Origin of the sequence: Rahnella sp. GSA61A, from assembly GCF_019969905.1 — a bacterium.
GTDB lineage: Bacteria > Pseudomonadota > Gammaproteobacteria > Enterobacterales > Enterobacteriaceae > Rahnella > Rahnella aceris.
Genome location: NZ_JAHXYO010000016.1, coordinates 84,362 through 105,918 on the forward strand (window position 1 = coordinate 84,362; position 21,557 = coordinate 105,918).

Here is a 21,557-nt window from a genome sequence, read left to right on the forward strand (position 1 = left end):
GCGGTTATTTCAGACCTTCAGCCGACAGAGCCGCATCAACAGCCGGGCGTGCGGCAACGCGGTCAAGGTAGGCGTTCAGTTCCGTCAGTGCGCTCAGATCAAATTTCAGTGCCTTCGCCCAACCCATCACGGTAAACAGGTAAGCATCTGCCACGCTGAAACGCGTACCCAGCAGGAAATGATTGTCTTTGAGGGCGGTATTCACGTAAGCAAATTTTTTGCTCAGTGCTTCGCGGGTTAATGTCTTGAACTCTTCGGGGGCTTTCGGATTAAACAATGGCGAGAAACCTTTATGCAGCTCAGTTGCAATGTAGTTCAGCCATTCCAGCGCGTGATAACGGGCCAGCGTGCCTTGTTCCGGCATCAGCTGACGGTCTGGTTTCTGGTCTGCCAGATACTGCACGATAGCCACGCCTTCGGTCAGAATACTGCCATCATTGAGTAACAGCGTGGGGATCTGCCCCTTGGGGTTCACTGCGAGGAAGTCATCACCGGTTTCTGTTTTCTTGGTCGCCAGATCAACCTTCTCAATGCTGAAGTCCAGACCCGCTTCACGCAGGATGATATGAGGGGAAAGGGAACAGGCTCCGGGTTTATAATACAGTTTCATAAACACTCCATTGGATGAGCAACCCGCCGGACCCCGCGAGACATTACCGTTTCACAGGGTGGCGATAGGGCTATATAAAAACTGCTTCTATCCTAGAACTGGCGGGAGCAAAAGTCAGTGTTTTAATTGTGACAGTGCGTCCGGTTACTCATATTCTGATCAAACATACGCTCTCAGCGCGAGTGCTGGTTCAGGAGGCCACGCACAGCCAGTTCAACGTTTTCAGGCGCGGGCAGCATAGGAGAACGCAGCTCGTTATCCATCAACCCGTCCAGCGATAACGCAAACTTAATGGCCGCCGGGTTCGGGGCAGAAAACATCAGACGAATCATTGGCAGTAAGCCAAAGAAGGTTTTACGTGCGGCAACGATATCCTGCTCTTTGAACTGTTTAATCAGTTGAACAAACTCTTCCGTGAAAATATGCGACGAGGCAGCAATCGCCCCTTTACCGCCCAGGCTCAGGGTTGAAAATATCTGCACGTCTTCGCCACACAGTACGTCGAGGTCGCCGTCAGCAATCAGTGAAAGCGTCAGGTCTATGCTGCCTCCGCAATCTTTTACGGCGGTAATGCGCGGATGTTTTGCCAGCTGACGGAATGTGTCCAGCTCCATCTGTACGCCAGTACGATAAGGAATATTGTAAAGCACCACCGGCACTGTGGCGTGATCTGCAATTTCCGTAAACCAGGCGACCAGTGCGGCCTGAGAAGGGCGGATGTAGTAAGGCGCGGGGATCAGCAAACCAGCAACAGGACGGTGTAAAATCGCATCCTGCATTTCACGGATAACTGGCATATGCGTGCCTGACAGCCCCATGATCACCTGATGACCCGGTACCACTTCCAGCACAGCATCCAGAACCTGCAGTTGTTCTTCTTTGGTGAGCATCGGGGCTTCACCGGTCGTACCACAGACGACGACGCCGTCAATGCCCCGTTTGAGCAGCCGGGTGCACAATGATTTCAGTGCAGTAAAGTCGATCTCACCCTGATGAAAAGGCGTGACCAGCGGGACCCAGATACCTGAAAACGATGACATGATGTAGTTCCTTAAACGGCGTGATTTATCAGCCTCGGATCATGTCAGTAAAACAGGGACGAGCGCCAATTGAATGAATTAATAAGGTGTTTTGAGTTATCTATGGTGCTTATAAATAGATGGTTTACGTACTGGATAACATGTCCATTTCATTGCTCAGTAACGTGTTTAACACTTCTACCGGTACGGGGCGCGAGAACAGATAGCCCTGGAGGTGCGAGCAACCTGCTGATACTAAGAAAGTTTTTTGCAACTGATTTTCAACGCCTTCTGCAATGACGTTGAGATGCATTTTATTGCCAAGCTGAGACACTGCAGAAACAATCGCGGCGGTATCATTCACTTCTGTGATGTACTGCACAAACGAACGGTCAATTTTCACGCTGTCTACCGAGATATCTTTTAGCAAACTGAGGCTGGAATAACCGGTACCAAAATCGTCGAGCGAAATTTTAACCCCGACCTGACGTAATTTAGCGAGATGGCTGAGGCTGATCCCGTTGGCGTTCATCACTGAGGTTTCGGTCAGTTCAAGTTCGAGCCGTGAAGGCGGGAAATCTTCCTCTGCCAGAACCGCCAGAATACGCGGTCCGAAATCCGGTTCACCGAGTTGAACCGCAGAAACGTTGATCGCCAGATTGAGCCGTTCAAAATTCCTGATATCCCGACACGCCTGCCGCAGAACAATTTCACCGAGCTGAATAACCAGTCCGGTCTCTTCGGCCAGGGCGATAAATTGTACCGGCGAGACTTGTCCGAGCACGCCGTGGTTCCAGCGTGCCAGCGCTTCAACGCAAACGACTTTCTCATCGTGGCTGCGTAAAATAGGCTGATAAACACAGGTCAGATCACCTTCTTTGGCCAGTGATTCCGCCAGCGCTTTCACCATAATGCGTTTACTGACGCTGCTGGCATCGAGCAATTCAGAATAAAACGAGAACATATTTTTGCCGCGCTGCTTGGCTTCCAGCAGCGCCGTATTCCCGCGGCGCATGATCTCGCCGGCGGTAATATTCTCTGCACCAAACATCACGATGCCGAATGAAATCGTAATCATCGGATTAGCCCGCGTCAGCGTAAACGGCTGGCGCATCATCACCAGTATTTCCAGCGCCAGATTATTGGCCATTTCACTGGTCGGATTATTGCGCAGGATAATCGAGAATTCATCGCCGCCGATGCGCGAAACTGTTCCGCTGTTGCCGACTTCATTACGCAGACGCTGGCCGAATTCGCAGAGAATGGCATCGCCCGCCTGATAGCCGTATGTGTCGTTGATGTAATTGAAATCGTTGAGATTCAACAAGAAGAGGGCGCAGGGGTCAGGGCGATACATGCGCCGGGCGGCAATCTGGCTAAGTTCTTCACTCAATGCCGTCCGGTTCGGCAAGCCGGTTAATACGTCATGACGGGCAAGGTAGCGGATCTGCGCTTCTGAACTGCGCAAAAGCGAAATATCCATAATAGAGGTCAGAATGAAATGCCGTGTCTCCAGCGTGACGCGGGATTTACGTACCAGCACATTGCGCCGCTTACCTGACGGGTCAACCAGCGTTTCTTCGTTGACCGTTTTCTCTCCGGTTTCCAGAACTTCAATATCGCGCTCACGCTGCCGGGCAGATTGTTCAGGATCTGTGAAAAAAGAAACATCCTGACCAATCAATTCTTCCCGTGGACGTCCATAAAATTCGCTGGCTTTCTGATTAAGGAATACCAGTTTACGCTCATTATCTTTAAGGACTGTCGCTTCGGGAAGAGCATCAAGAACTGCCTGGCATATCGCAATATCTGTAAGCATGAGTTAAATACCCCGAGCAGAAAATGAGTGTGATGTGGCACAGTTTGTTAGCCAGTAAACTCATCAGATTGTTTTTGCAATTATTACTCACAATCGGATGAGAATATTACCGTTGTTTTTAAATTTTAAAATTCAATCGGTTATCACGCCCTAAGTAAGGTATTCGATATATTATTCGGGTGAATAACGATCAACTCAGTTCAATGCGGTTTTTACCGGCGAATTTTGCCCGATACAAAGCATGATCTGCCTGGATTAATAAGGGCGAGACCGAATCCTGATTGGGCATCACGGAATGCCATACCGATATCGTTCGTCATCGGAATATTATTCTGCAAATTCAGAGCTAACCGAAGCAGGAGATAACCTGCCGTCAGATACTGTCCTGGGGAAATTAGCTTAACAGGACTGTGATAACAAATCGGTGAAAGAGTGTGGCGGGTATGCGAACCGTTATTGTGACTGATGATCCGTGCAGGACAGAAACACTTTTATCATATTTAGGAATTTCTTTATAAACGCTAAGGCGACGGAAGAAGAACAGCCTGAAATGAAGTATCAGGGATGCTTTTTAGTTCCAAATTTTTCATCCCATTCGCGGCGGTAACGGCGGGATTGTTTACGGCCTTTCAGCCAGAGGTAGGTGCACACTGCACAAACACCCGCTGAGAAAACGATATTGCGCATATCCTGATCATAAAAAATGACCAGTACACAGTCGAGAGCAGCCACAATCGCGAACCACTTATGCATGTGCGACTGCCTGCGGGTTTCGGCATTCATTCTTTTAAGCTGACGTCCCTCTTCCAGAACCTTTCTTTTTACCATCGCACGCTCCTGGGATGAGTGGAGTCAATCATTTGACGTAGATTTTTTTGAAGGAGAGTAAACCGAAAAAAGCGGGTTATTATTCGCGATATTAACTGATCCTGAAATTATTATCGCGAACAACCTGCCAGCGCTATTCGTTGAATAGCGCGATTTACTGACTGATTTTACAGTCTTTTAAACGTTATAGGCTGACTAAAAAATAGTTTTTTATGATGAAAAAGTATTACCAATTACTGCTGAGGATTGATTTATCAGGCCGTGGTGGATTATCTTTTTAGGAATTATCTTAATTCTCGGTGAGTAAATGAGCGATTCATCATCACGAAAGATCGTTGATAGTGCGAACATTTATCAGGATTTCGACACCCGTTTTTACGAATGGGAAGACGGAATGTCCAGCGCAGGTTTTAAACTTGAACTGCCGGATCGCAACAGGGAAGAATTTGACTGGAGCGTCACCGGCTACAACTTCGGCCGCGTGATTGGCGGTGTGCTGACCGTCAGTGAGCACGATATCAATCGCCAGTACGGCAACCTGTTTTCGATGCCCGATCATATCGTCATTTTCATTGTGATTATCGGGGGGATGGACTGCCAGTGTTTCGGCGAGCGGTTCATGCTGAGCCAGGGGGATATCCTGATCCAGGATATGTCGCAGCCGATTAAAATCCATGTGTATCCGGGTGAGCAGAAACCGCGTCTCGGTTCTTATCAGTACATTATTATGCCCAAGCACAGCCTGCATTTTAATGTCGATATTGCCTCGTTACACGGAAAGCGTATTCCGGCAGCCTCACCGGTGAACATCATTCTGCGCAATCATTTTGCGACGATGGTGCAGGTGTTTGATCAGATGACCGAACAGGAAGTACTGAGCACTGGCGAGGGGGCGGCGTCGGTATTCCTGCAAACACTGCATCTGGTGGCGGGGAAGAAGGTGGAACATCCGTTTGAGCAAAGTGCACGTCTTGAGCGCATTTGCCTGTATATCGAAAAGCATCTCGGCAGGCCGATCAGTATTGATATTCTGTGCAAAGATTTTGCTATTTCGCGCTCAGGGTTGTATCGCCTGTTTGAACCGCTTGGCGGCATCGCGCAATTCATTCGCAGCCGGCGCTTACTGCTGGCGAAGCGCCTCCTGCGAACCTCTTCGATGTCGGATCAAAGTCTGGCCGCCATTGCGAGACAGTGTGGCCTGGAACCCAGCGCTTTACGTCGCTATTTCCATGAATTCTATGGCACCACGCCTTCTGAGATGCGGGAGAAATTCCGCCGTGATGCTGAGCAATCGGGGCAGGCGGATGCCACTCATGTGAATTGGGTGACTTCGCTTTAATGCATTGATTGCCCCATTTTTGTACGAAAAGTGTTAACCATTCACGCATTTCCTGATCTGTCATTATTCTGATTTTGCCTCTGCGAGGCGGAATCAGAGCCGTTTTCCCGGCCAAACACAGTAGACTTGGTGAAATAGTCATCAGTAATCATTGAGAGCGCATTATGTTAGTCCCTCAACCGGCAGTTGATGAACAGGCTCGTCTTGCCATACTGGCTTCTCTGGGGATCCTGGATTCCCCCGGAATTGAGGAGATCGACCGTATTACCCGGATGGTCGCCCGGCAGTTTCAGGCTAAGGCTGTCGTTGTTTCATTGATTGACGCGGACCGCCAGTGGTTCCTTTCTCACACCGGCATTGATATTCATCAGTCTTGCCGTGATACCTCCTTTTGCGGTCATACTATTCTCGAGCCCGGTCCGCTGATTGTCAGGGATGCCCGGCTCGATTTGCGCTTCCACGATAATCCGCTGGTGACCGGCGCGCCTCACATCGTGTTTTATGCCGGCTGTGCCTTGCATTCAAAAGAGGGTGTGGCGCTGGGCGCGTTATGCCTGATTGATGATCGCCCGAGGGACTGGTGTGAGGAGGAACAGCAGACTTTGCTGGATATGACGGCGCTGGTACAAAGTTATATTTTTCACCTTGAAAACCGGCAGTACACGGCGCGGGTAGAAGATAATCTGGCGAAAACGGAGGCTTTATTTGAACAGACATTTGCTCACGCTGCCGTCGGCTTCTCCTTAGTCGGACTCGACTGGCGCTGGCTGCGCATCAATCCGCAGGTGTGCAATATGCTGGGTTATGCCGAATATCAGCTGCGCGCCTGTTTGCTGCATGACGTGACCCATTCCGATGATCTTTATGCCGAAAACGTGCTGATTCCCCGTTTGCTCTCCGGTGAGATAAACAGTTTCTGCATAGAGAAACTTTTACAGCGGGCGAACGGCAGCACGCTGTGGGTGACTCTGACGGCCTCACTCGTGCGTAATGTGGCTGGTGAAGCCCATCACTACATTGTTGTCATCAGCGATATTACTGAGCGTAAACATATCGAACAGGCATTGTATTCACTGCAGGGGGATCTGGAACGCCGTGTGGCCGACCGGACTTATGAGTTGCAGGTGGCGATGGATCAGCTTCATCAGGAAATCGCCCAGCGTCTGACCCGGGAACGGGAACTGACGGAAAGCAAAAACCGCCTCAGAGCCATCACCGATAACATTCCCGCGCTGATTTGCCATGTTGATGCGAATGAACAATACACTTTTGTGAATCATTTTCACGCCAACTGGTATGGCGTCGAAGAAACACAGGTCAGCGGGAAGCAGGTCAGGGATGTGGTAGGAGATGACAGCTATCAGAAAATTAAGCCCTATATCCGCCAGGCTTTGCAGGGAATGACAGTAAGTTACGAAATCGAATTGTCGGATCACTCCCATCATGCCAAGGGCGGTGTTTTGCATACCACGCTTATCCCCTGCGACGATATTCGCAATGGTTATTACGGCCTTTCAACCGATATCAGTGAAATTAAAGCGTTACAGGCTCAGCTGGAATTTGAGGCAAATCATGACGCACTGACCGGATTACCAAACCGGCGCGCGTTCCAGCAGTCACTGATTCATGCCGCCGGAAAACAAGAAAAAGCAGATAGAGATATCGCATTGCTCTTTTTGGATATTGATAATTTTAAAGCGTACAACGACACCTACGGGCACGAATTCGGCGATTTAATCCTGAAGTTTTTTGGATATACCTTACGTGAAAATCTGCGTTCACAAGATATTGTGGCGCGTCTGGCGGGAGATGAGTTTACCGTTTTGTTGAGCGGGCTGATGAATACTGAGAGTGACGTCAGCCGTATTTGCATCAGCCTGATGAGTGCTCTGCATTCCATCGAGTGTATCGCAGGTGTCCCGGTGGCGCTGTCTGCCAGCATCGGCGTGGCGATTGGTCGCGCGCGCCAGTCATTGCTGCCGGATGCGCTGCTGGCGCGGGCTGATGCCGCGATGTACCGCGCGAAACAAAGTGGAAAAGGCCGGTATTATTTAGGATGAAAAATTTAGGATAAAAAACCGATACAGGCCGGACACCGAGTAAATGAAACATTCCTGAGGCGATAAACGCTGTTCGCTGACGGCAGGCGTTTCTTACGTTTTGATGATTATCTTGCTGCTTTTTTCGTTATAACACACGGCATTGTCCGGGATGTTCTTATTGATGAACGACATCGCACCAATGGTGACATTGTGGCCGATAGTAATGTCATTGCCGATAATGCAGCAATTGGCACCAATATCCACATTATCGCCAATGATTATACGTCTTTTCCCCTCATCCACTTTAATGCCGATGGTGGTGTTTTGCCGGATCCGGACATTCTTCCCAATCATGCAATGAGGATTTATGACGATACCGGTGAGATGAGGAAGCCTGATGCCTTCTCCGATCTGCGTTCCCAGCATGATCTCGATGCCATACTTTCTTATTAACGAGTAGTTAATCTTACGGGCGCGGGCTTTGCAGAAATGGCTGTCCGTCGCGTATAAGTAGCTTGCGATACGCCACCAGAAAATGTACCGGTGCTGGGGTTGTTTTATGCATCTGATGATTATCCGTCGCCAGGAGAAATCCTTTTTGTTCTTAAGAATATCAGCGGATAAATAGCGGGTTAATTGCTTATATTGACTGTGATTTTCGTGCATCAGGATGGTTCCGTTTTCGTAAGTCTCGCTTACGCAATCCTAACACAATGAATACTTATCCCAAATTCCAGCCATAAAAAAACGCCTCCCGGAGGAGGCGTTCGTCAGCCCTCATCAGACGCTTGCTCGTTTACTGAGCAGAAGCCAGTTCAGGTTGTTTCTCATCAGTTTCACGATCCAGCGTCATGCGGTGCAGTTTAGATGCAGTGACCAGCATCAGCACAGCAATCACAGCGGTTGCAATACCAATCTGCAGGAACACGTGGCTATAAATTGCCAGTGAAGCATGCGCGTCATCAATGTCAGCAGGCACGGCAGTCAGATTGGCCACGTAACCCGCGATAATTGCAGCGGCTGCGGTGGTCAGGAACCAGGCACCCATGATGAAGCCCATCAGACGCTGCGGAACCAGTTGAGCAACCATCGCCAGACCCAGACCGGAAATCATCAGTTCGCCGATACTCTGCAGCGCGTAGCTCAGTACCAGCCAGTTTACTGACACAATGCCTTGCTCATTCGCCAGGCTCGCACCCCACGGCAGCACCAGGAACGCACCGGAACACAGCACCATACCCATCGCAAACTTGTGCGGCATTGGCATACGGTCACCGACCTTGGTGTAGACCGCCGCCAGAACCGGGCTGGCAACCATGATCCAGAATGGATTCAGCGCCTGGAACTGCTCAGGCTGGAAGCTGATACCCAGCAAATCGTGGCCTACGTTGTGGATAGCGAAGAAGTTCAGCGACGTTGGCATCTGGCTGTACAGCACGAAGAACACCACCGCTTCCATCATCAGCAGGAACGCCACAATCATCTTCCGGCGGGCGATGCCTTTCATTGAGAACGTTTCTTTCGCAAACACAATAATGATACCGACGGAAACCACACCCAGAACCATACGTGCGATGGTTTGGTTATGCAGTAACCAGCTTGACAGGAACACCAGCGCGACAACACCGACCAGCACCATCAGCAGTTTTTTGAACTGCAGCGGCGCGAAGTCTGGTTTTGACCCCTGACGTTTGACCCATTTGCGGCAGAACAGGAAGTTCACGATGGTGATCAGCATACCCACAACGCTCAGGGAGAACGCGACACTCCAGCCGTACTTCGCGGCCAGCCATGGTGTTGCCAGCATGGAGAAGAACGAACCGATGTTCACCGACATGTAATACATGGTGAATGCGCCATCGAGACGCGGGTCATCTTTTTCGTAGCAGGTAGAAAGCAGTGAGGATGGATTTGCTTTAAACAAGCCGCTACCGACGGCGATAGTCGCCATACCCAGATAAACCCAGAAAATTTCATGGCCGGAATAGGCAACGAATGAATAACCCAGCGCCAGCACAATCGCGCCAAGCACGATCACGCGTTTTGAACCCAGCACTTTATCGCCCAGCCAGCCGCCGATAGCGACGAAGCCATAGACCAGCGCACTGAATGATGAGAACAGGGTGATGGAGTCGGCTTCACTCAGGCCAAGCATTTTGACCAGGTAAACCGCCATGATCCCTTGCAGGCCGTAGTAACCGAAACGTTCCCACAATTCGATGGAGAAGATCAGGTAAAACGCTTTTGGCTGTTTGAAGGCGTTAAGACTCACGCTTTCATTGTTTGGTGTTTTGTTTGCAGTTGACACTCGTACCTCTGTTTATTCCTTCCGGCCGTATGTGGCGGAAACGCATAAGTGGCGCGAAATAAGCACCCTTTGCATTGTTATAAGATGGGATGACGGCAAGTAATGTTCACTATCTTCGTAAATGTGGCAAGGAGTTTGACATATTCTGTTACATTTAACTTATCCGACGTGATTAAACTATGTTCGAAATGTTATGCAGAATTAATGTTTATGTTTTCTAAATAGACAATATGAATATGTTGCACGAATTGTAATCACTACTCTTATAGTGCCATTGTTTTACAGGGAAATACTTAAGTGGTTTATTTGTCTGATTTGGCGTGAATATGTAGTGAATATCTCTGGGGTGTCGTGCTTTATATGGTGGTTTATGAATGGCTTGTTTGCTGCTGAAGACGCAACCAGAACGGCGCACAGTGTAATGTGATCAGTTTCTCGTTTTAACACTAAATTTTCGATTGAAAATAAGATTAATACGACTTATGCCGGTTAGGTGGCGCAGGTATTTACAATTGGCATCACCGGCAGGGGAATATCCTGCCGGAATGAGGGGAGAAAGAATGAAGGTAAACAGGTGAAGAACTACTGATTCAGGGTATCGCCCAGCGTCTGAATCAGACGGTTTGACCAGCTGAACAGCGCCGCAGTCAGCAGAATATCCAGAGATTGTGTTGCCGTATAACCTGCATCAGACAAACTATGCAGCTGGCGTGCATCAAAACGTTCCGGGGTACGGGTCAGGGCGACCACCGTTTCCAGCAAGGCAATCTCTTTTTTGTCTTGCAGATTTTTCGACAGCGTATCAACGGCATCATCGCGGTGATTTTCTGCGAATAATTCGTTAATCAGCAGCTCATTCCCACCCGCTTCAAGATACAAACGTCCGTGGATCCCGGCGCAATACAGGCAACCGTTTAGCTGCGACGTGGCTACGGCAGCCAGTTCACGCCACGCGGCTACCGGCTGCGCACCTGACTGCATAATATTATTAAATACTGCAGAAAATTCGCTCAGCGCGTCGGCGTCATGCACCAGCAATGTATAGAAAGAGGAAGAACGCGCATCTGGCGCGATTAAATCCAGTACATCCTGCTGATGCTGGCTGGCATTTTCCGGTACCACTTCAGGTAAACGCGACGTCCATTGCAACATCGCCAGTGAAAACCCTTTCTGCCCGCAACCTTCCGGCGAAGGAAATCCTGGCAATACGGCGGCGGCGCGACCACGTAAACCATTCAGAACCGCCAGTACGCGTGCCTGATAGCTGACAAAGCCAATCACTTGCGTAAAGGTCACGATATCGCGCGTGCTGAAACCCACGTCATAAAGCTGATGCAGCATCGGTGCAGTAATCAGGGTTGGCTGGGTTGCGAGTAATCGTGCGAACTGGGTAATGTGGGTCTGGCGGATGTTACTTTCACGGGAGGCGTCAGGGCTGGGAAGCGGGGCGAGACGGGCAGCGTAATGGCTACAAAGTGTCTGTACACCGCTGACCTGTGCCACCGTCAGCGCACTACTGAGACGGTCATACAAGGATAATGTTTCGGTACGTGAAACCTGCAGATTGTCAGGAAACAGTACCTCATAACAGGCGCGGGAGGCCCTCAGTAGTCGCTGGCGGTCGTTAAGTAACTGGCGAAGTGTCGGGTCAAGTTGAGCATCAAGGCCCAGCAGAAAGCGATCCTGTACCAACGCAGCGTGCGGATCGAGCGGCAGATGACCATATTGGCTGGATTGTGTTTCATGATACCAGCCGCTGTGCGCGGCCTTGCGTTGTTGTTCCATGAACGGGTCCTTTCTTCAAGCCTGCTACTCAGGCAAATTATCAGACCCTATCGTTGCCGATACTGCTGCCGATATAAAATAATGTTAAGCGATAAATCATATCGAAAAGGAATAGAAGAGGGTGGATTTGCATAATAAAGAAAACGGCATCAGTTTCCTGACACCGTTCAGGGGGTGAATCTGCCCGTTTATTATGCAGAAGGGGCGTTAATTACCGTCACGACGCCAGGCATCAGCAGTCAGCGCTTCGCCAAAGTGACTCGAAATCAACCGTTTGGTGAGGTCATGCAGCGGTGCCGCCAGAACTTCGGCCGTATTTCCGCGTTCCACCACCTCGCCTTCGTGCATCACCAGTACCTGATCGCTGATGTGTTTCATCATGCCCAGATGCTGCGTCACGTAGATGTACGAGATGCCCTGTTTTTCCTGTAATTCGAGCATCATATTGATGATTTGTGAACGCATCGACATATCCAGAGACGCCAGCGCTTCATCAGCCACGATCACTTTGGGTTGCAGGATAAGTGCACGTGCCAGTGCCACGCGCTGCTTCTGACCCGACGCCAGCATATGCGGGTAATAATTGGCGTGATCGGGCAGCATGCCGACCAGCCGCAATGTCTGGTTGATGCGTTGTTCGCGCTGTTGTGCATCCATTTCGCTGTTCAGTCGCAGGGGCGCTTCGAGTAACTGCCCGATACGCTGACGTGGATTAAGTGAGGTGCTCGGGTCCTGAAAAATCATGCGGATTTGCTGGCTGCGGAAACGATAATCACGAAACGTCAGCGGATGATCATCAATCAGAATTTCGCCGTCGCTCGGCTCGACCATGCCGGAAAGCATTTTAGCCAGCGTCGATTTGCCCGAACCATTCTCGCCGATGATCGCCAGCGTTTGTTTTTCGCGCAGGGTAAAGCTGACCGGTTTCACGGCCTCGAGATTCATCTTGCGGAACAGTCCGGTGCGATAACGGAACGTTTTGCTCAGATTACGGACTTCGAGCAGGGTTTCGCCCATTATTGCTCCTCCATGTTCAGCGGGAAGTGGCAGGCATACGCATGGGTTTTCGCCAGACGCAGACGTGGTGTTTCGATGCATTTTTTCTGCGCGTAAGGGCAGCGTGGCCCCAGACGGCAGCCAATCGGCAAATGTTCCAGCGAAGGAATGGCACCTGGCAGCGTATTCAGACGGCTTTTATGTGGCAGTGAGCGGCCAAAATCAGGCATCGCGCGGATGAGCGCCTGCGTATAAGGATGATGCGGCGTGGCCAGCAATTCTTCACACGCTGCGCTTTCAACCGTTTGTCCGCAATACAACACGTTGATACGGTTCGCCCATTTGCTCATCATTTGCAGGTCGTGGCTGATCAATAAAATGGTGGTGTTATTGTTCTGGTTGAGTCGCGCCAGCAGGCGGAAAATCTGCGCCTGCGTCGTCGGCTCCATGGCGTTAGTCGGTTCATCGGCAATCAGCAGACGCGGCTGATTCGCCAGCGCGATGGCGATCATCACTTTCTGGCACTCGCCTTCGGTCAGTTCATACGGATAACTGGCCATAACGTCTTTGTGATCTTTAATGCCGACGCGGTGCAGCAGCTCGATGGCGCGTTTTTTGCGCCACTTCCAGCGCTGATACCAGCGGCCTTTGTAGGTCCAGCCGGGAATGGCCTGAATCAGCTGGCGGCCGATGCTTTCAGAAGGATCCAGACAGGACTGCGGCTCCTGAAAAATCATCGACACATTTTGCCCGACCAGTTTACGTCGCTCGCGTGGCGTCAGTTGCAACAGCTCGATGTTATCAAAGCGCATCCGGTCCGCCGTCACGCGCCAGTTGTCTTTGGTAACGCCACAAATCGCCTTGGCAATCAGGCTTTTACCCGAACCGGATTCGCCCACCAGCCCGCGAATTTCACCGGCGTTGAGCGTCATACTGACGCGATCCACAGCTTTGACCGGGCCATCGGCGGTCATAAATTCAATGGTCAGATTGCGGATATCGAGTAACGGCATTATTCCACTCCCGCATTAATCGCCCGACGCACACCGTCACCCAGCAGGTTGATCAGCAACACGCTGATAAGAATGGCGGCGCCCGGCAGCATGACTGTCCACGGCGCGACATACACCAGCTCCAGCGAATCGCCGAGCATGGCTCCCCATTCCGGTGACGGCAGTTGTGCGCCCAGATCCAGAAAGCCTAACGCGGCGATATCCAGAATCGCCATCGACAGTGCGCGGGTAAATTCCGTTGCCAGCACCGCAACGATATTTGGCAGAACAGCGTAACGCAGAATCTGCCAGGTGGAGGCACCATCGAGTCGTACGGCGACCACATACTCTTTTTCCAGCTCATCATGCACGGCGCTGTAAATCGTGCGCGAAATGCGTGGCAACAGCGCCAGCCAGACGGCCAGCATCGCATGCTCAAGTTTCGGCCCGATAAACGCGACGACGACAATCGCCAGCAGCAGGGAAGGGATAGACAGCAGCGTATCGAAAATATGGTTCAGAATGGCCGATTTCAGGCCACGGCTGATCCCCGCCAGTACGCCGATGATCACACCACATAAAGACGCCGCGAGGGTTATCACCAGTGCGCCGCCAATCGTCGGCGCAGCGCCTGTAAGCATCCGGCTGAGTAAATCGCGGCCAAGATCGTCGGTGCCGAGGAAGAACGACACATTGCCGTAGCGCGACCAGGAGGGCGGCAACAACTGATAACCAAGGAATTGTTGATCGAGCGCGTAAGGCGCTAATAAATGGCCAAATATGCACAGCAATAACAAGCCGAGCACGCCGTAGAAACCGATCATCGACAGTGTGTCGCGATAGAAAATCCCCCACGTATGGCGCAGAGGACTCGGAACCTGTTTTTCGCGGTATACATTATCGAAGGGCATACCATTCCTTATGTTTCAATGGATTCATCAGTGCGCCCAGAATGTCTGAAAGCACGTTAACCACAATTACCAGCGAGCCAACGACCATCACACCGGCTGAAATCGCCGCGTAATCCTGCTGACGGATAGCGTTAATCAGCCATCGCCCGATGCCTGGCCAGTTAAAGACCACCTCAGTAATCATCGCCAGCGTCAGCATGGTCGAAAATTGCAGGCCGAGCTTGGGAATAATCGGCGGCAGCGCGTTGTGTAATACATGGCGACGGATAATCGTAAAGCGTGATAAACCGCGCGTTGCGGCGGCTTTCACATAGTTTTTCTCCAGCACATCGTCGGTGGAAATGCGCATCAGGCGGATCACTTCGGTCGTCGGCGCCACGGCCAGCGCGGCGATCGGTAAAATCATATGGCGGATAGCGCTCATGATCATCTCATGGCGGTATGGCGAATCAGAAAGCCACGCATCAACCAGCGTCAGGCCGGTGACACTTTTCAACTGATAGAGTAAATCCAGGCGACCGGAAACCGGCAGCCAGCCCAGTTGCAGCGAGAAGAACAGCATCAGCAGTACCGCCAGCCAGAACACCGGAATGGAAAAGCCGAGCAGGGCGATGCTGCTGATGGCGACATCCGGCCATTTTCCACGCATCACTCCCGCCAGAATGCCCAGCGGGATCCCGACGACTAATGCCAGCGCAAAGGCCAGCACGCACAATTCCATCGTGGCCGGGAAAACCGCTTTCAACTGATAAGAGATGCCTTCGCCATTGATACTCGACACACCGAAATCAAACTGGCAAAGACCCGCAAAATAGAAGTGGTAGGCGTCCCACAAGGACGCGCCGCGCAGTGGCGCATTCGGCGTGAAATAGCTCAGGCTGAACGCCACAAGGCTCAGGAAGAACAGGGTCACCAGCAGCAGCAAAATGCGGCGTAACGTAAAGATAATCATGGAACTTTCCTTCCTTCATTATCACGACTTTTTTCATCATCACGGAAGACGCCAGCAAACGAGGAGTTGCCAAACGGGCTCAGTACCAGCCCTTTGATGTCGTAACGGTAAGCCTGAAGACGCAGGGAAGACGCCAGTGGCAACACCGGCAGTTCCTGCTCAAGGATTTTTTGCGCCCGCTGATAAAACTCAATACGCTGGGAAAGTTGCTGTGACAACAGCCCCTGACGCAGCAATTCATCAAATTCCGGGTTACACCAGTGAGCATAGTTGGTCTGCGAATGAATCGCTGCACAACTGAGCATAGGGCGGAAGAAACTGTCCGGGTCATTACTGTCCGTTGACCAGCCAGACAGCGTCAGGTCGTGATTCATTTCCATCAGCTTGGCTTCCTGGAAACGTCCCTCGACCGGGACAATGGTGACTTTAATCCCTACCTGTCCCAAATCGGCCTGGATCAGTTCGGCGGTTTTCAGCGGGCTGGGGTTAAAGGACTGCGACGCCGTCGGTACCCATAAATGCAGATTAAGCTTTTCCTGCCCGAGGTCTTTCAGGATTTGCTTCGCTTTATCCGGATTGTATTCCGTTACCTGCGCGTTGCTGTCATAAGCCCAGGACGCACGCGGCAAAATAGACGCAGCGGTTTCAGCGGTGCCGTAATAAATCGACTGCATCAGGCGCTGATTGTTGATCGACAGCGCCACAGCCTGACGGATACGCGGATCATTGAGCGGGGCTTTGTTGGTATTGAAAGCCAGGTAGGCAACGTTCATCCCCGGGCGCAGGGAAAGACGCAAGCGCGGATCCTCACGTAGTATGGACAGCTGACTGGCCGCCGGATACGCCAGCACATCACATTCACCGGTCAGCAATTTCGACAAACGCCCGGTGCCGCCAACGCCCATATCAATCACCACCTGTGCCATACGCGGTGTGCCTTTCCAGTACTGTCCGTTGCGCGCCAGCCGCACATATTGCCCGGTACGGTATTCACCAAGCTGGAACGGGCCAGTGCCTACCGGCTGGCGATCAATCTCTTCTTCGTTGCCGGATTTGATGAGATTCGCGGCATATTCAGCCGAAAGCACCGGTGCATAGTGCGTGGCAAGATGCCAGAGAAAAGAAGCGTCAGGATTATTGAGGCGAAACTCAACGGTATAGTCGTCCAGTTTTTTGATGCTTTTCACCGCATGGGCAAACTGCAGGCTGTCGAAATACGGATATTCTTCACCGTTTACAGCGTGGTAGTGATTATTCGGGTCGATGATGCGCTGGAAGCTGAACACCACATCGTCAGCGTTCATCTTGCGCGACGGTGAAAACCAGCCGGTTTTCTGGAAAGGCACATCTTTGCGCAGATGGAAACGGTAGGTTGCGCCATCATCCAGCACTTCCCAGCTTTGTGCCAGTTCGGGGATCAGGCGATAGGTATAAGGGTCGACATCCAGCAGGCGGTCATATAACTGTGCGGCCAGCGTATCAATGATCAGCCCGCTGCTGGCTTTCTGCGGGTTAAAGGTATTGACCATGCCGTTAACACAATAGACAAAGCCGCTCTGGCGAATATCGTTCACCGGCGCACTGACGACTGTCGGGCTGGCGTGTGTTGGAGCAGTCTCAGCAAAAACTGCCGTGGACAAGCCACTCAGTAAAATCATCCACAAAGTTAGACGACGCATAAAGGCTTCAAAGTTAAGGTGCAATAGCTTAAGTGTACCGTACTCTGCGAGGTACCCCAATCCATTGAGCAAATCAGCGTGCGGGACTGCGGCACTTCGCGCAAAAACCGTTCGTTTTCCGGCAAAAAAAGAGCATGTGTCAATAAAACCCTTGAAATTGGATTGCTATTTTTATGTTATATTATAACAATAATCGCAGGCGAAGTATTCCTGCACTGTCCTGAGATATGAGGTTAATGATGTCCTTACTCCCTGTTACCGTGCTGTCCGGTTTTCTTGGCGCAGGTAAAACTACCGTTCTCAACCATATTCTGAACAACCGTCAGGGATTACGCGTGGCGGTGATCGTCAATGATATGAGCGAGGTGAATATTGACGCCGCACTGGTCGCCAGTGAAATCACGCTCGACCGTCAGCAGGAAAAACTGGTGGAAATGAGCAACGGTTGCATCTGTTGCACGTTGCGGGAAGATTTGCTGATTTCCGTGCGTGAGCTGGCACAGGCCGGACGTTTTGATTATCTGCTGATTGAATCGAGTGGTATTTCAGAACCGCTGCCGGTGGCGGAAACCTTCACTTTCGAAGATGAAAACGGTGAAAGTCTGTCGCAGTTCGCACGACTGGATACGCTGGTGACCGTGGTCGATGGCGTCAACTTTATGCAGCAATATCAGGAAGCGCGCAGTGTGCAGGAGGCTGGTGAAAGTCTGGGCGAGGACGATGCGCGTAGCGTGACGGATTTGCTGATCGACCAGATAGAATTCTGCAACGTGCTGCTGGTGAGCAAAACCGATCTTCTCGACAGCCTGCAACAGCGGGAAGTGATTGCATTGCTGAAAAGCCTCAATCCCGATGCGCACATTATACCGATTTCCCCCGGCAGCCTGCCGCTTGAAGCCGTGCTTAATACGCACCGGTTTGATTTCGCCAAAGCACAGCAGGCGCCGGGCTGGCTGAAAGAGTTACGCGGTGAACACACACCGGAAACCGAAGAGTACGGCATCAGCAGTTTTGTCTACACCGCACGCAGGCCGTTTGATCCGGATAAGTTTTACCGCGTGGTGCACGGCGACTGGGGGGGCGGTACCTTACTGCGTTCCAAAGGCTTCTTCTGGCTGGCGTCGCGTCCGCGCTTTGCCGGGCAGTGGAGTCAGGCGGGCGGCATAGCGCATTATGGCATGGCGGGTATTTTCTGGCGTTCGCTGCCTGAAAGCGACTGGCCGCAGGACGAGGAGACCCGTGAACACATTATGGAGAAATGGGTTGAGCCGTTTGGCGATATGCGCCAGGAACTGGTGTTTATCGGCCAGCACCTGAATAAAGAAGAGATTATCCGGCAGTTGGATGCGTGCCTGTTAAGCGAAGAGCAGATGGCAGAAGGCATCGAACACTGGGTCAACATGGCCGATCCGTTCCCCGAATGGTAGTCCTTAGTGACCTTAAGGTGTTCATAAAGTAGCCATAATATCAGTGTGGTAATGAGAAATATTCTCAACAAAGTGCTTTACAGACGATACTGAGAACTATTATCATTCTTTTCACCGGACGAGAGACGACCCGCCAGGGACGTTAATCGCGAGGTACGACATTGCTCACATTGCTTCCAGTATTACTTAGCCAGCTCGGGTGCTGGCTTTTTTTTGCCTGTTATTCAGCCCCTTCCTGCGAATTGACCTGAATTGCGTGTTTCTTCAACATTCCGCGCAACTGATGATAAGTCACGTTCAGCAACTCTGCGGCTTTACGCTGATTAAAGCGTGCCTGCCGTAAAGCCTGCTCAATCAGATTTTTTTCCTGTCTGGTCACCCATTGCTTAAGATCCAGCGGTAACGTCGGCAGCGTGTCGTGTGGACTGACGTCAGCCGTTTCCTCGGTGGCAGTGCGCTGCGCAAACGGGTTCAGGATAATATTATCGAGCGGAAAATCGCTGGTACCATGGCGGTACATCGAGCGTTCGACGACGTTTTTCAGCTCGCGGATATTGCCCGGCCAGCGGTAGGCCATCAGCGTCTGACGCGCATAGTCGGTAAAGCCGGGGAATAACGGGAGAGACAGTTCGCGGCACATCTGAATGGCGAAATGTTCCGCCAGCAACATGATGTCCTGCTGGCGTTCACGCAGCGGCGGCAGTTGCACCACATCAAACGCCAGCCGGTCCAGCAGGTCGGCGCGAAATTTTCCTTCAGCGGCCAGCACCGGTAAATCATCGTTGGTCGCACACACCAGCCGGACATCCACCTGTAACGGCTGGCTGCCGCCGACGCGCTCCAGATGACCGTACTCAATCACGCGCAGCAGTTTTTCCTGCACTAGCATGGGCGCTGTCGCCAGCTCATCGAGAAATAACGTGCCGCCATCCGCACGTTCAAAGCGTCCGAGATGACGTTTCTGTGCGCCGGTAAACGCGCCAGCTTCATGGCCGAACAACTCGGAATCCAGCAGGTTTTCATTGAGCGCCGCACAGTTGAGCGAAATGAACGGCCCCTGCCAGCGGGGCGACAGATAATGCAGACGATGCGCAATCAGTTCCTTTCCGCTGCCGCGTTCGCCGGTGACCAGAACCGGCTTATTCAGCTTCGCCAGTTGTGAGACCTGTTCCAGCACTTCGATGAAGGCGTTGGCTTCACCGAGTAAATTGTCTGTGTTATCCGTCATTTGGCTTTCCTTGTGTGGTGAAACACACTAACACTTAGTGAAAATAATCATCTCGAAAAATAAGCATAGCAGAGACAAAAGTAAAAAATTCAATTTATTCATGCAGATAATGATTTTAAAAAGTTGGCACGGATCCTGATATAGGTTTATCGCCGCAGTGAAAAATTTTCCTGCGGATTTAACCGGTAATCATTTGGCCGGAAACCAACAGAAACAAAGAGGAATTTCGATTATGGGTATTTTTTCTCGCTTCGCTGACATCATTAACGCCAACATCAACACCTTGCTGGATAAAGCAGAAGATCCGCAAAAACTGGTTCGTCTGATGATTCAGGAAATGGAAGACACGCTGGTGGAACTGCGTTCTACCTCCGCCCGTGCGCTGGCAGAAAAGAAACAACTGATCCGTCGTATCGATCAGGGTGAATCCCAGCAGAGTGAATGGCAGGACAAAGCCGAACTGGCGTTGCGTAAAGATAAAGACGATCTGGCCCGTGCGGCGCTGATCGAAAAGCAAAAGCTGTCCGAGCTGGTGACCACGCTGAAAAACGAAGTGAACGTGGTAGAAGAAACGCTGGATCGCATGAAGTCAGAAATTGGTGAGCTGGAAAGCAAACTGACCGAAACCCGTGCGCGTCAGCAGGCGCTGACCTTACGTCATCAGGCCGCAGCGTCCTCGCGTGACGTCCGCCGTCAGCTCGACAGCGGTAAAATTGATGAAGCGATGGCGCGTTTCGAGCAGTTCGAACGCCGCATCGATCATATGGAAGCGGAAGCAGAAAGCGTCAGCATTGGTAAAAAGAAATCGCTGGATCAGCAATTTGCCGAACTGAAAGCCGACGATGAAATCAGCGCACAAATTGCTGCGCTGAAAGCTAAAATGAACGGCAATCAGGACGCATAATGTTTGCCATTAAACCTGCCTGTTCGCAGGCAGGTTGTTGCAGGATTAACGCCGTAACCGGTAATAAATAAGACTCATAAGGAGAGACAATGAGCTTCCTGTTTTTAGCTATTCCGCTGACTATTTTCGTTTTATTCGTGGCGCCCGTCTGGTTGTGGCTTCACTACAGCAATCGCCAGCAAAATGGCAGTCAGCTCAGTCAGCATGAGATACAAAATCTCACCAGTCTGACTCATGAAGCGCAACGTATGCGCGAACGTATTCAGGCACTGGAAGAAATTCTTGATGCCGAACACCCGGGCTGGAGGCAATCATAATGGCGACCCGTCTGTCTGAGAAAAAACTCTACCGCGTGCCGGAAGAGGGCGTAATAAAAGGCGTTCTGGCCGGGCTGTCGCACTATCTGGGCGTGCCGGTAAAATTGCTGCGGATTATGGCCGTGCTGTCGATTTTCTTTGGTTTGTTCATGTTCACTGTCGTGGCGTACATCATTCTCAGCTACGTGCTTGACCCTGTTCCGGCCAGTGAATATGACGATGAAACTGCGCCATCGCCGCGTAACTTGCTGGAAGAAGCCGACCGCGAACTGAAAGCCAGCGAGCAGCGTTTACGCCAGGTCGAACGCTATGTCACCTCTGAAACCTTCGGCGTACGCAGCCGGTTCCGCCAGCTTTAATTCTTTATTCACCGCTTTGCCTCTGGCCGCCGGACGTTGCTC

Annotated in this window: 19 protein-coding genes; 6 read left to right on the forward strand and 13 right to left on the reverse strand. The window is 51.4% G+C overall.

Annotated features, from left to right (window positions below; translation table 11 throughout):
• Positions 1 to 4: 4 nt before the first annotated feature.
• The 4 genes from gstA to LC431_RS19035 all read right to left on the reverse strand — a co-directional run bounded on the left by gstA (position 5) and on the right by LC431_RS19035 (position 4,276).
• Positions 5 to 610, reverse strand: coding sequence for a glutathione transferase GstA (gene gstA / locus LC431_RS19020; RefSeq protein ID WP_013576067.1), 606 nt, complete (start codon positions 608 to 610; stop codon positions 5 to 7).
• A gap of 173 nt (positions 611 to 783) precedes the next feature.
• Positions 784 to 1,650, reverse strand: coding sequence for a 4-hydroxy-tetrahydrodipicolinate synthase (dapA, locus tag LC431_RS19025; protein ID WP_015690119.1), 867 nt, complete (start codon positions 1,648 to 1,650; stop codon positions 784 to 786).
• Between the two features lie 124 nt (positions 1,651 to 1,774).
• The gene (locus LC431_RS19030; RefSeq protein ID WP_223510166.1) at positions 1,775 to 3,448 is read right to left on the reverse strand and encodes a bifunctional diguanylate cyclase/phosphodiesterase; all 1,674 of its coding nucleotides are present in this window, start codon (positions 3,446 to 3,448) and stop codon (positions 1,775 to 1,777) included.
• A gap of 558 nt (positions 3,449 to 4,006) precedes the next feature.
• The gene (locus LC431_RS19035) at positions 4,007 to 4,276 is read right to left on the reverse strand and encodes a hypothetical protein (protein WP_013576064.1); all 270 of its coding nucleotides are present in this window, start codon (positions 4,274 to 4,276) and stop codon (positions 4,007 to 4,009) included.
• A gap of 307 nt (positions 4,277 to 4,583) precedes the next feature.
• Here LC431_RS19035 and LC431_RS19040 point away from each other — a divergent pair, with 307 nt between their 5' ends.
• On the forward strand, positions 4,584 to 5,615 hold the full coding sequence (locus LC431_RS19040; protein ID WP_013576063.1) for a helix-turn-helix domain-containing protein: 1,032 nt from the start codon (positions 4,584 to 4,586) through the stop codon (positions 5,613 to 5,615).
• Positions 5,616 to 5,779: 164 nt separating this feature from the next.
• Positions 5,780 to 7,675 carry a diguanylate cyclase domain-containing protein gene (locus tag LC431_RS19050; RefSeq protein WP_013576062.1) on the forward strand — a complete coding sequence of 632 codons (1,896 nt, stop codon included), beginning with the start codon at positions 5,780 to 5,782 and terminating at the stop codon, positions 7,673 to 7,675.
• Between the two features lie 93 nt (positions 7,676 to 7,768).
• Here the strand turns inward: LC431_RS19050 and LC431_RS19055 are convergent, their stop codons facing one another.
• The 8 genes from LC431_RS19055 to sapA form a co-directional block, all read right to left on the reverse strand.
• Positions 7,769 to 8,323 carry a serine acetyltransferase gene (locus LC431_RS19055; protein WP_037035265.1) on the reverse strand — a complete coding sequence of 185 codons (555 nt, stop codon included), beginning with the start codon at positions 8,321 to 8,323 and terminating at the stop codon, positions 7,769 to 7,771.
• 130 nt (positions 8,324 to 8,453) lie between these two features.
• Positions 8,454 to 9,965, reverse strand: a complete 1,512-nt coding sequence (gene dtpA, locus LC431_RS19060) for a dipeptide/tripeptide permease DtpA (protein WP_013576060.1) — start codon at positions 9,963 to 9,965, stop codon at positions 8,454 to 8,456.
• A gap of 582 nt (positions 9,966 to 10,547) precedes the next feature.
• Positions 10,548 to 11,750, reverse strand: coding sequence for a peroxidase-related enzyme (locus LC431_RS19065; RefSeq protein ID WP_153376271.1), 1,203 nt, complete (start codon positions 11,748 to 11,750; stop codon positions 10,548 to 10,550).
• A gap of 207 nt (positions 11,751 to 11,957) precedes the next feature.
• Positions 11,958 to 12,767, reverse strand: coding sequence for a putrescine export ABC transporter ATP-binding protein SapF (sapF, locus tag LC431_RS19070; RefSeq protein WP_013576058.1), 810 nt, complete (start codon positions 12,765 to 12,767; stop codon positions 11,958 to 11,960).
• Positions 12,767 to 13,759: a putrescine export ABC transporter ATP-binding protein SapD gene (sapD, locus tag LC431_RS19075; RefSeq protein ID WP_013576057.1), complete on the reverse strand. Its 993-nt coding sequence runs from the start codon at positions 13,757 to 13,759 to the stop codon at positions 12,767 to 12,769. Before sapD ends, sapF begins: the two co-directional genes overlap by 1 nt.
• The gene (sapC, locus tag LC431_RS19080) at positions 13,759 to 14,649 is read right to left on the reverse strand and encodes a putrescine export ABC transporter permease SapC (RefSeq protein ID WP_013576056.1); all 891 of its coding nucleotides are present in this window, start codon (positions 14,647 to 14,649) and stop codon (positions 13,759 to 13,761) included. Before sapC ends, sapD begins: the two co-directional genes overlap by 1 nt.
• The gene (gene sapB / locus LC431_RS19085; RefSeq protein WP_013576055.1) at positions 14,636 to 15,601 is read right to left on the reverse strand and encodes a putrescine export ABC transporter permease SapB; all 966 of its coding nucleotides are present in this window, start codon (positions 15,599 to 15,601) and stop codon (positions 14,636 to 14,638) included. Before sapB ends, sapC begins: the two co-directional genes overlap by 14 nt.
• Complete coding sequence (sapA, locus tag LC431_RS19090) at positions 15,598 to 17,280, reverse strand: ABC transporter substrate-binding protein SapA (protein WP_013576054.1); 1,683 nt, start codon at positions 17,278 to 17,280, stop codon at positions 15,598 to 15,600. Before sapA ends, sapB begins: the two co-directional genes overlap by 4 nt.
• 239 nt (positions 17,281 to 17,519) lie before the next feature.
• Here sapA and zigA point away from each other — a divergent pair, with 239 nt between their 5' ends.
• A complete protein-coding gene (gene zigA / locus LC431_RS19095) occupies positions 17,520 to 18,707 on the forward strand; it encodes a zinc metallochaperone GTPase ZigA (protein ID WP_153376307.1) in 1,188 nt (395 codons plus the stop codon).
• A gap of 220 nt (positions 18,708 to 18,927) precedes the next feature.
• On the opposite strand, the gene pspF is transcribed toward zigA, so the two are convergent.
• Positions 18,928 to 19,935, reverse strand: coding sequence for a phage shock protein operon transcriptional activator (gene pspF / locus LC431_RS19100; protein WP_223510167.1), 1,008 nt, complete (start codon positions 19,933 to 19,935; stop codon positions 18,928 to 18,930).
• 232 nt (positions 19,936 to 20,167) lie between these two features.
• On the opposite strand from pspF, the gene pspA reads away from it, so the two are divergent.
• From pspA to pspC, 3 genes are all read left to right on the forward strand, one after another.
• Positions 20,168 to 20,839, forward strand: coding sequence for a phage shock protein PspA (gene pspA / locus LC431_RS19105; protein WP_013576051.1), 672 nt, complete (start codon positions 20,168 to 20,170; stop codon positions 20,837 to 20,839).
• An 89-nt stretch (positions 20,840 to 20,928) separates the two neighbouring features.
• A complete protein-coding gene (gene pspB, locus LC431_RS19110; RefSeq protein WP_112152186.1) occupies positions 20,929 to 21,156 on the forward strand; it encodes an envelope stress response membrane protein PspB in 228 nt (75 codons plus the stop codon).
• The gene (gene pspC / locus LC431_RS19115) at positions 21,156 to 21,515 is read left to right on the forward strand and encodes an envelope stress response membrane protein PspC (protein ID WP_013576049.1); all 360 of its coding nucleotides are present in this window, start codon (positions 21,156 to 21,158) and stop codon (positions 21,513 to 21,515) included. Before pspB ends, pspC begins: the two co-directional genes overlap by 1 nt.
• The last annotated feature ends 42 nt before the right edge of the window (positions 21,516 to 21,557 follow it).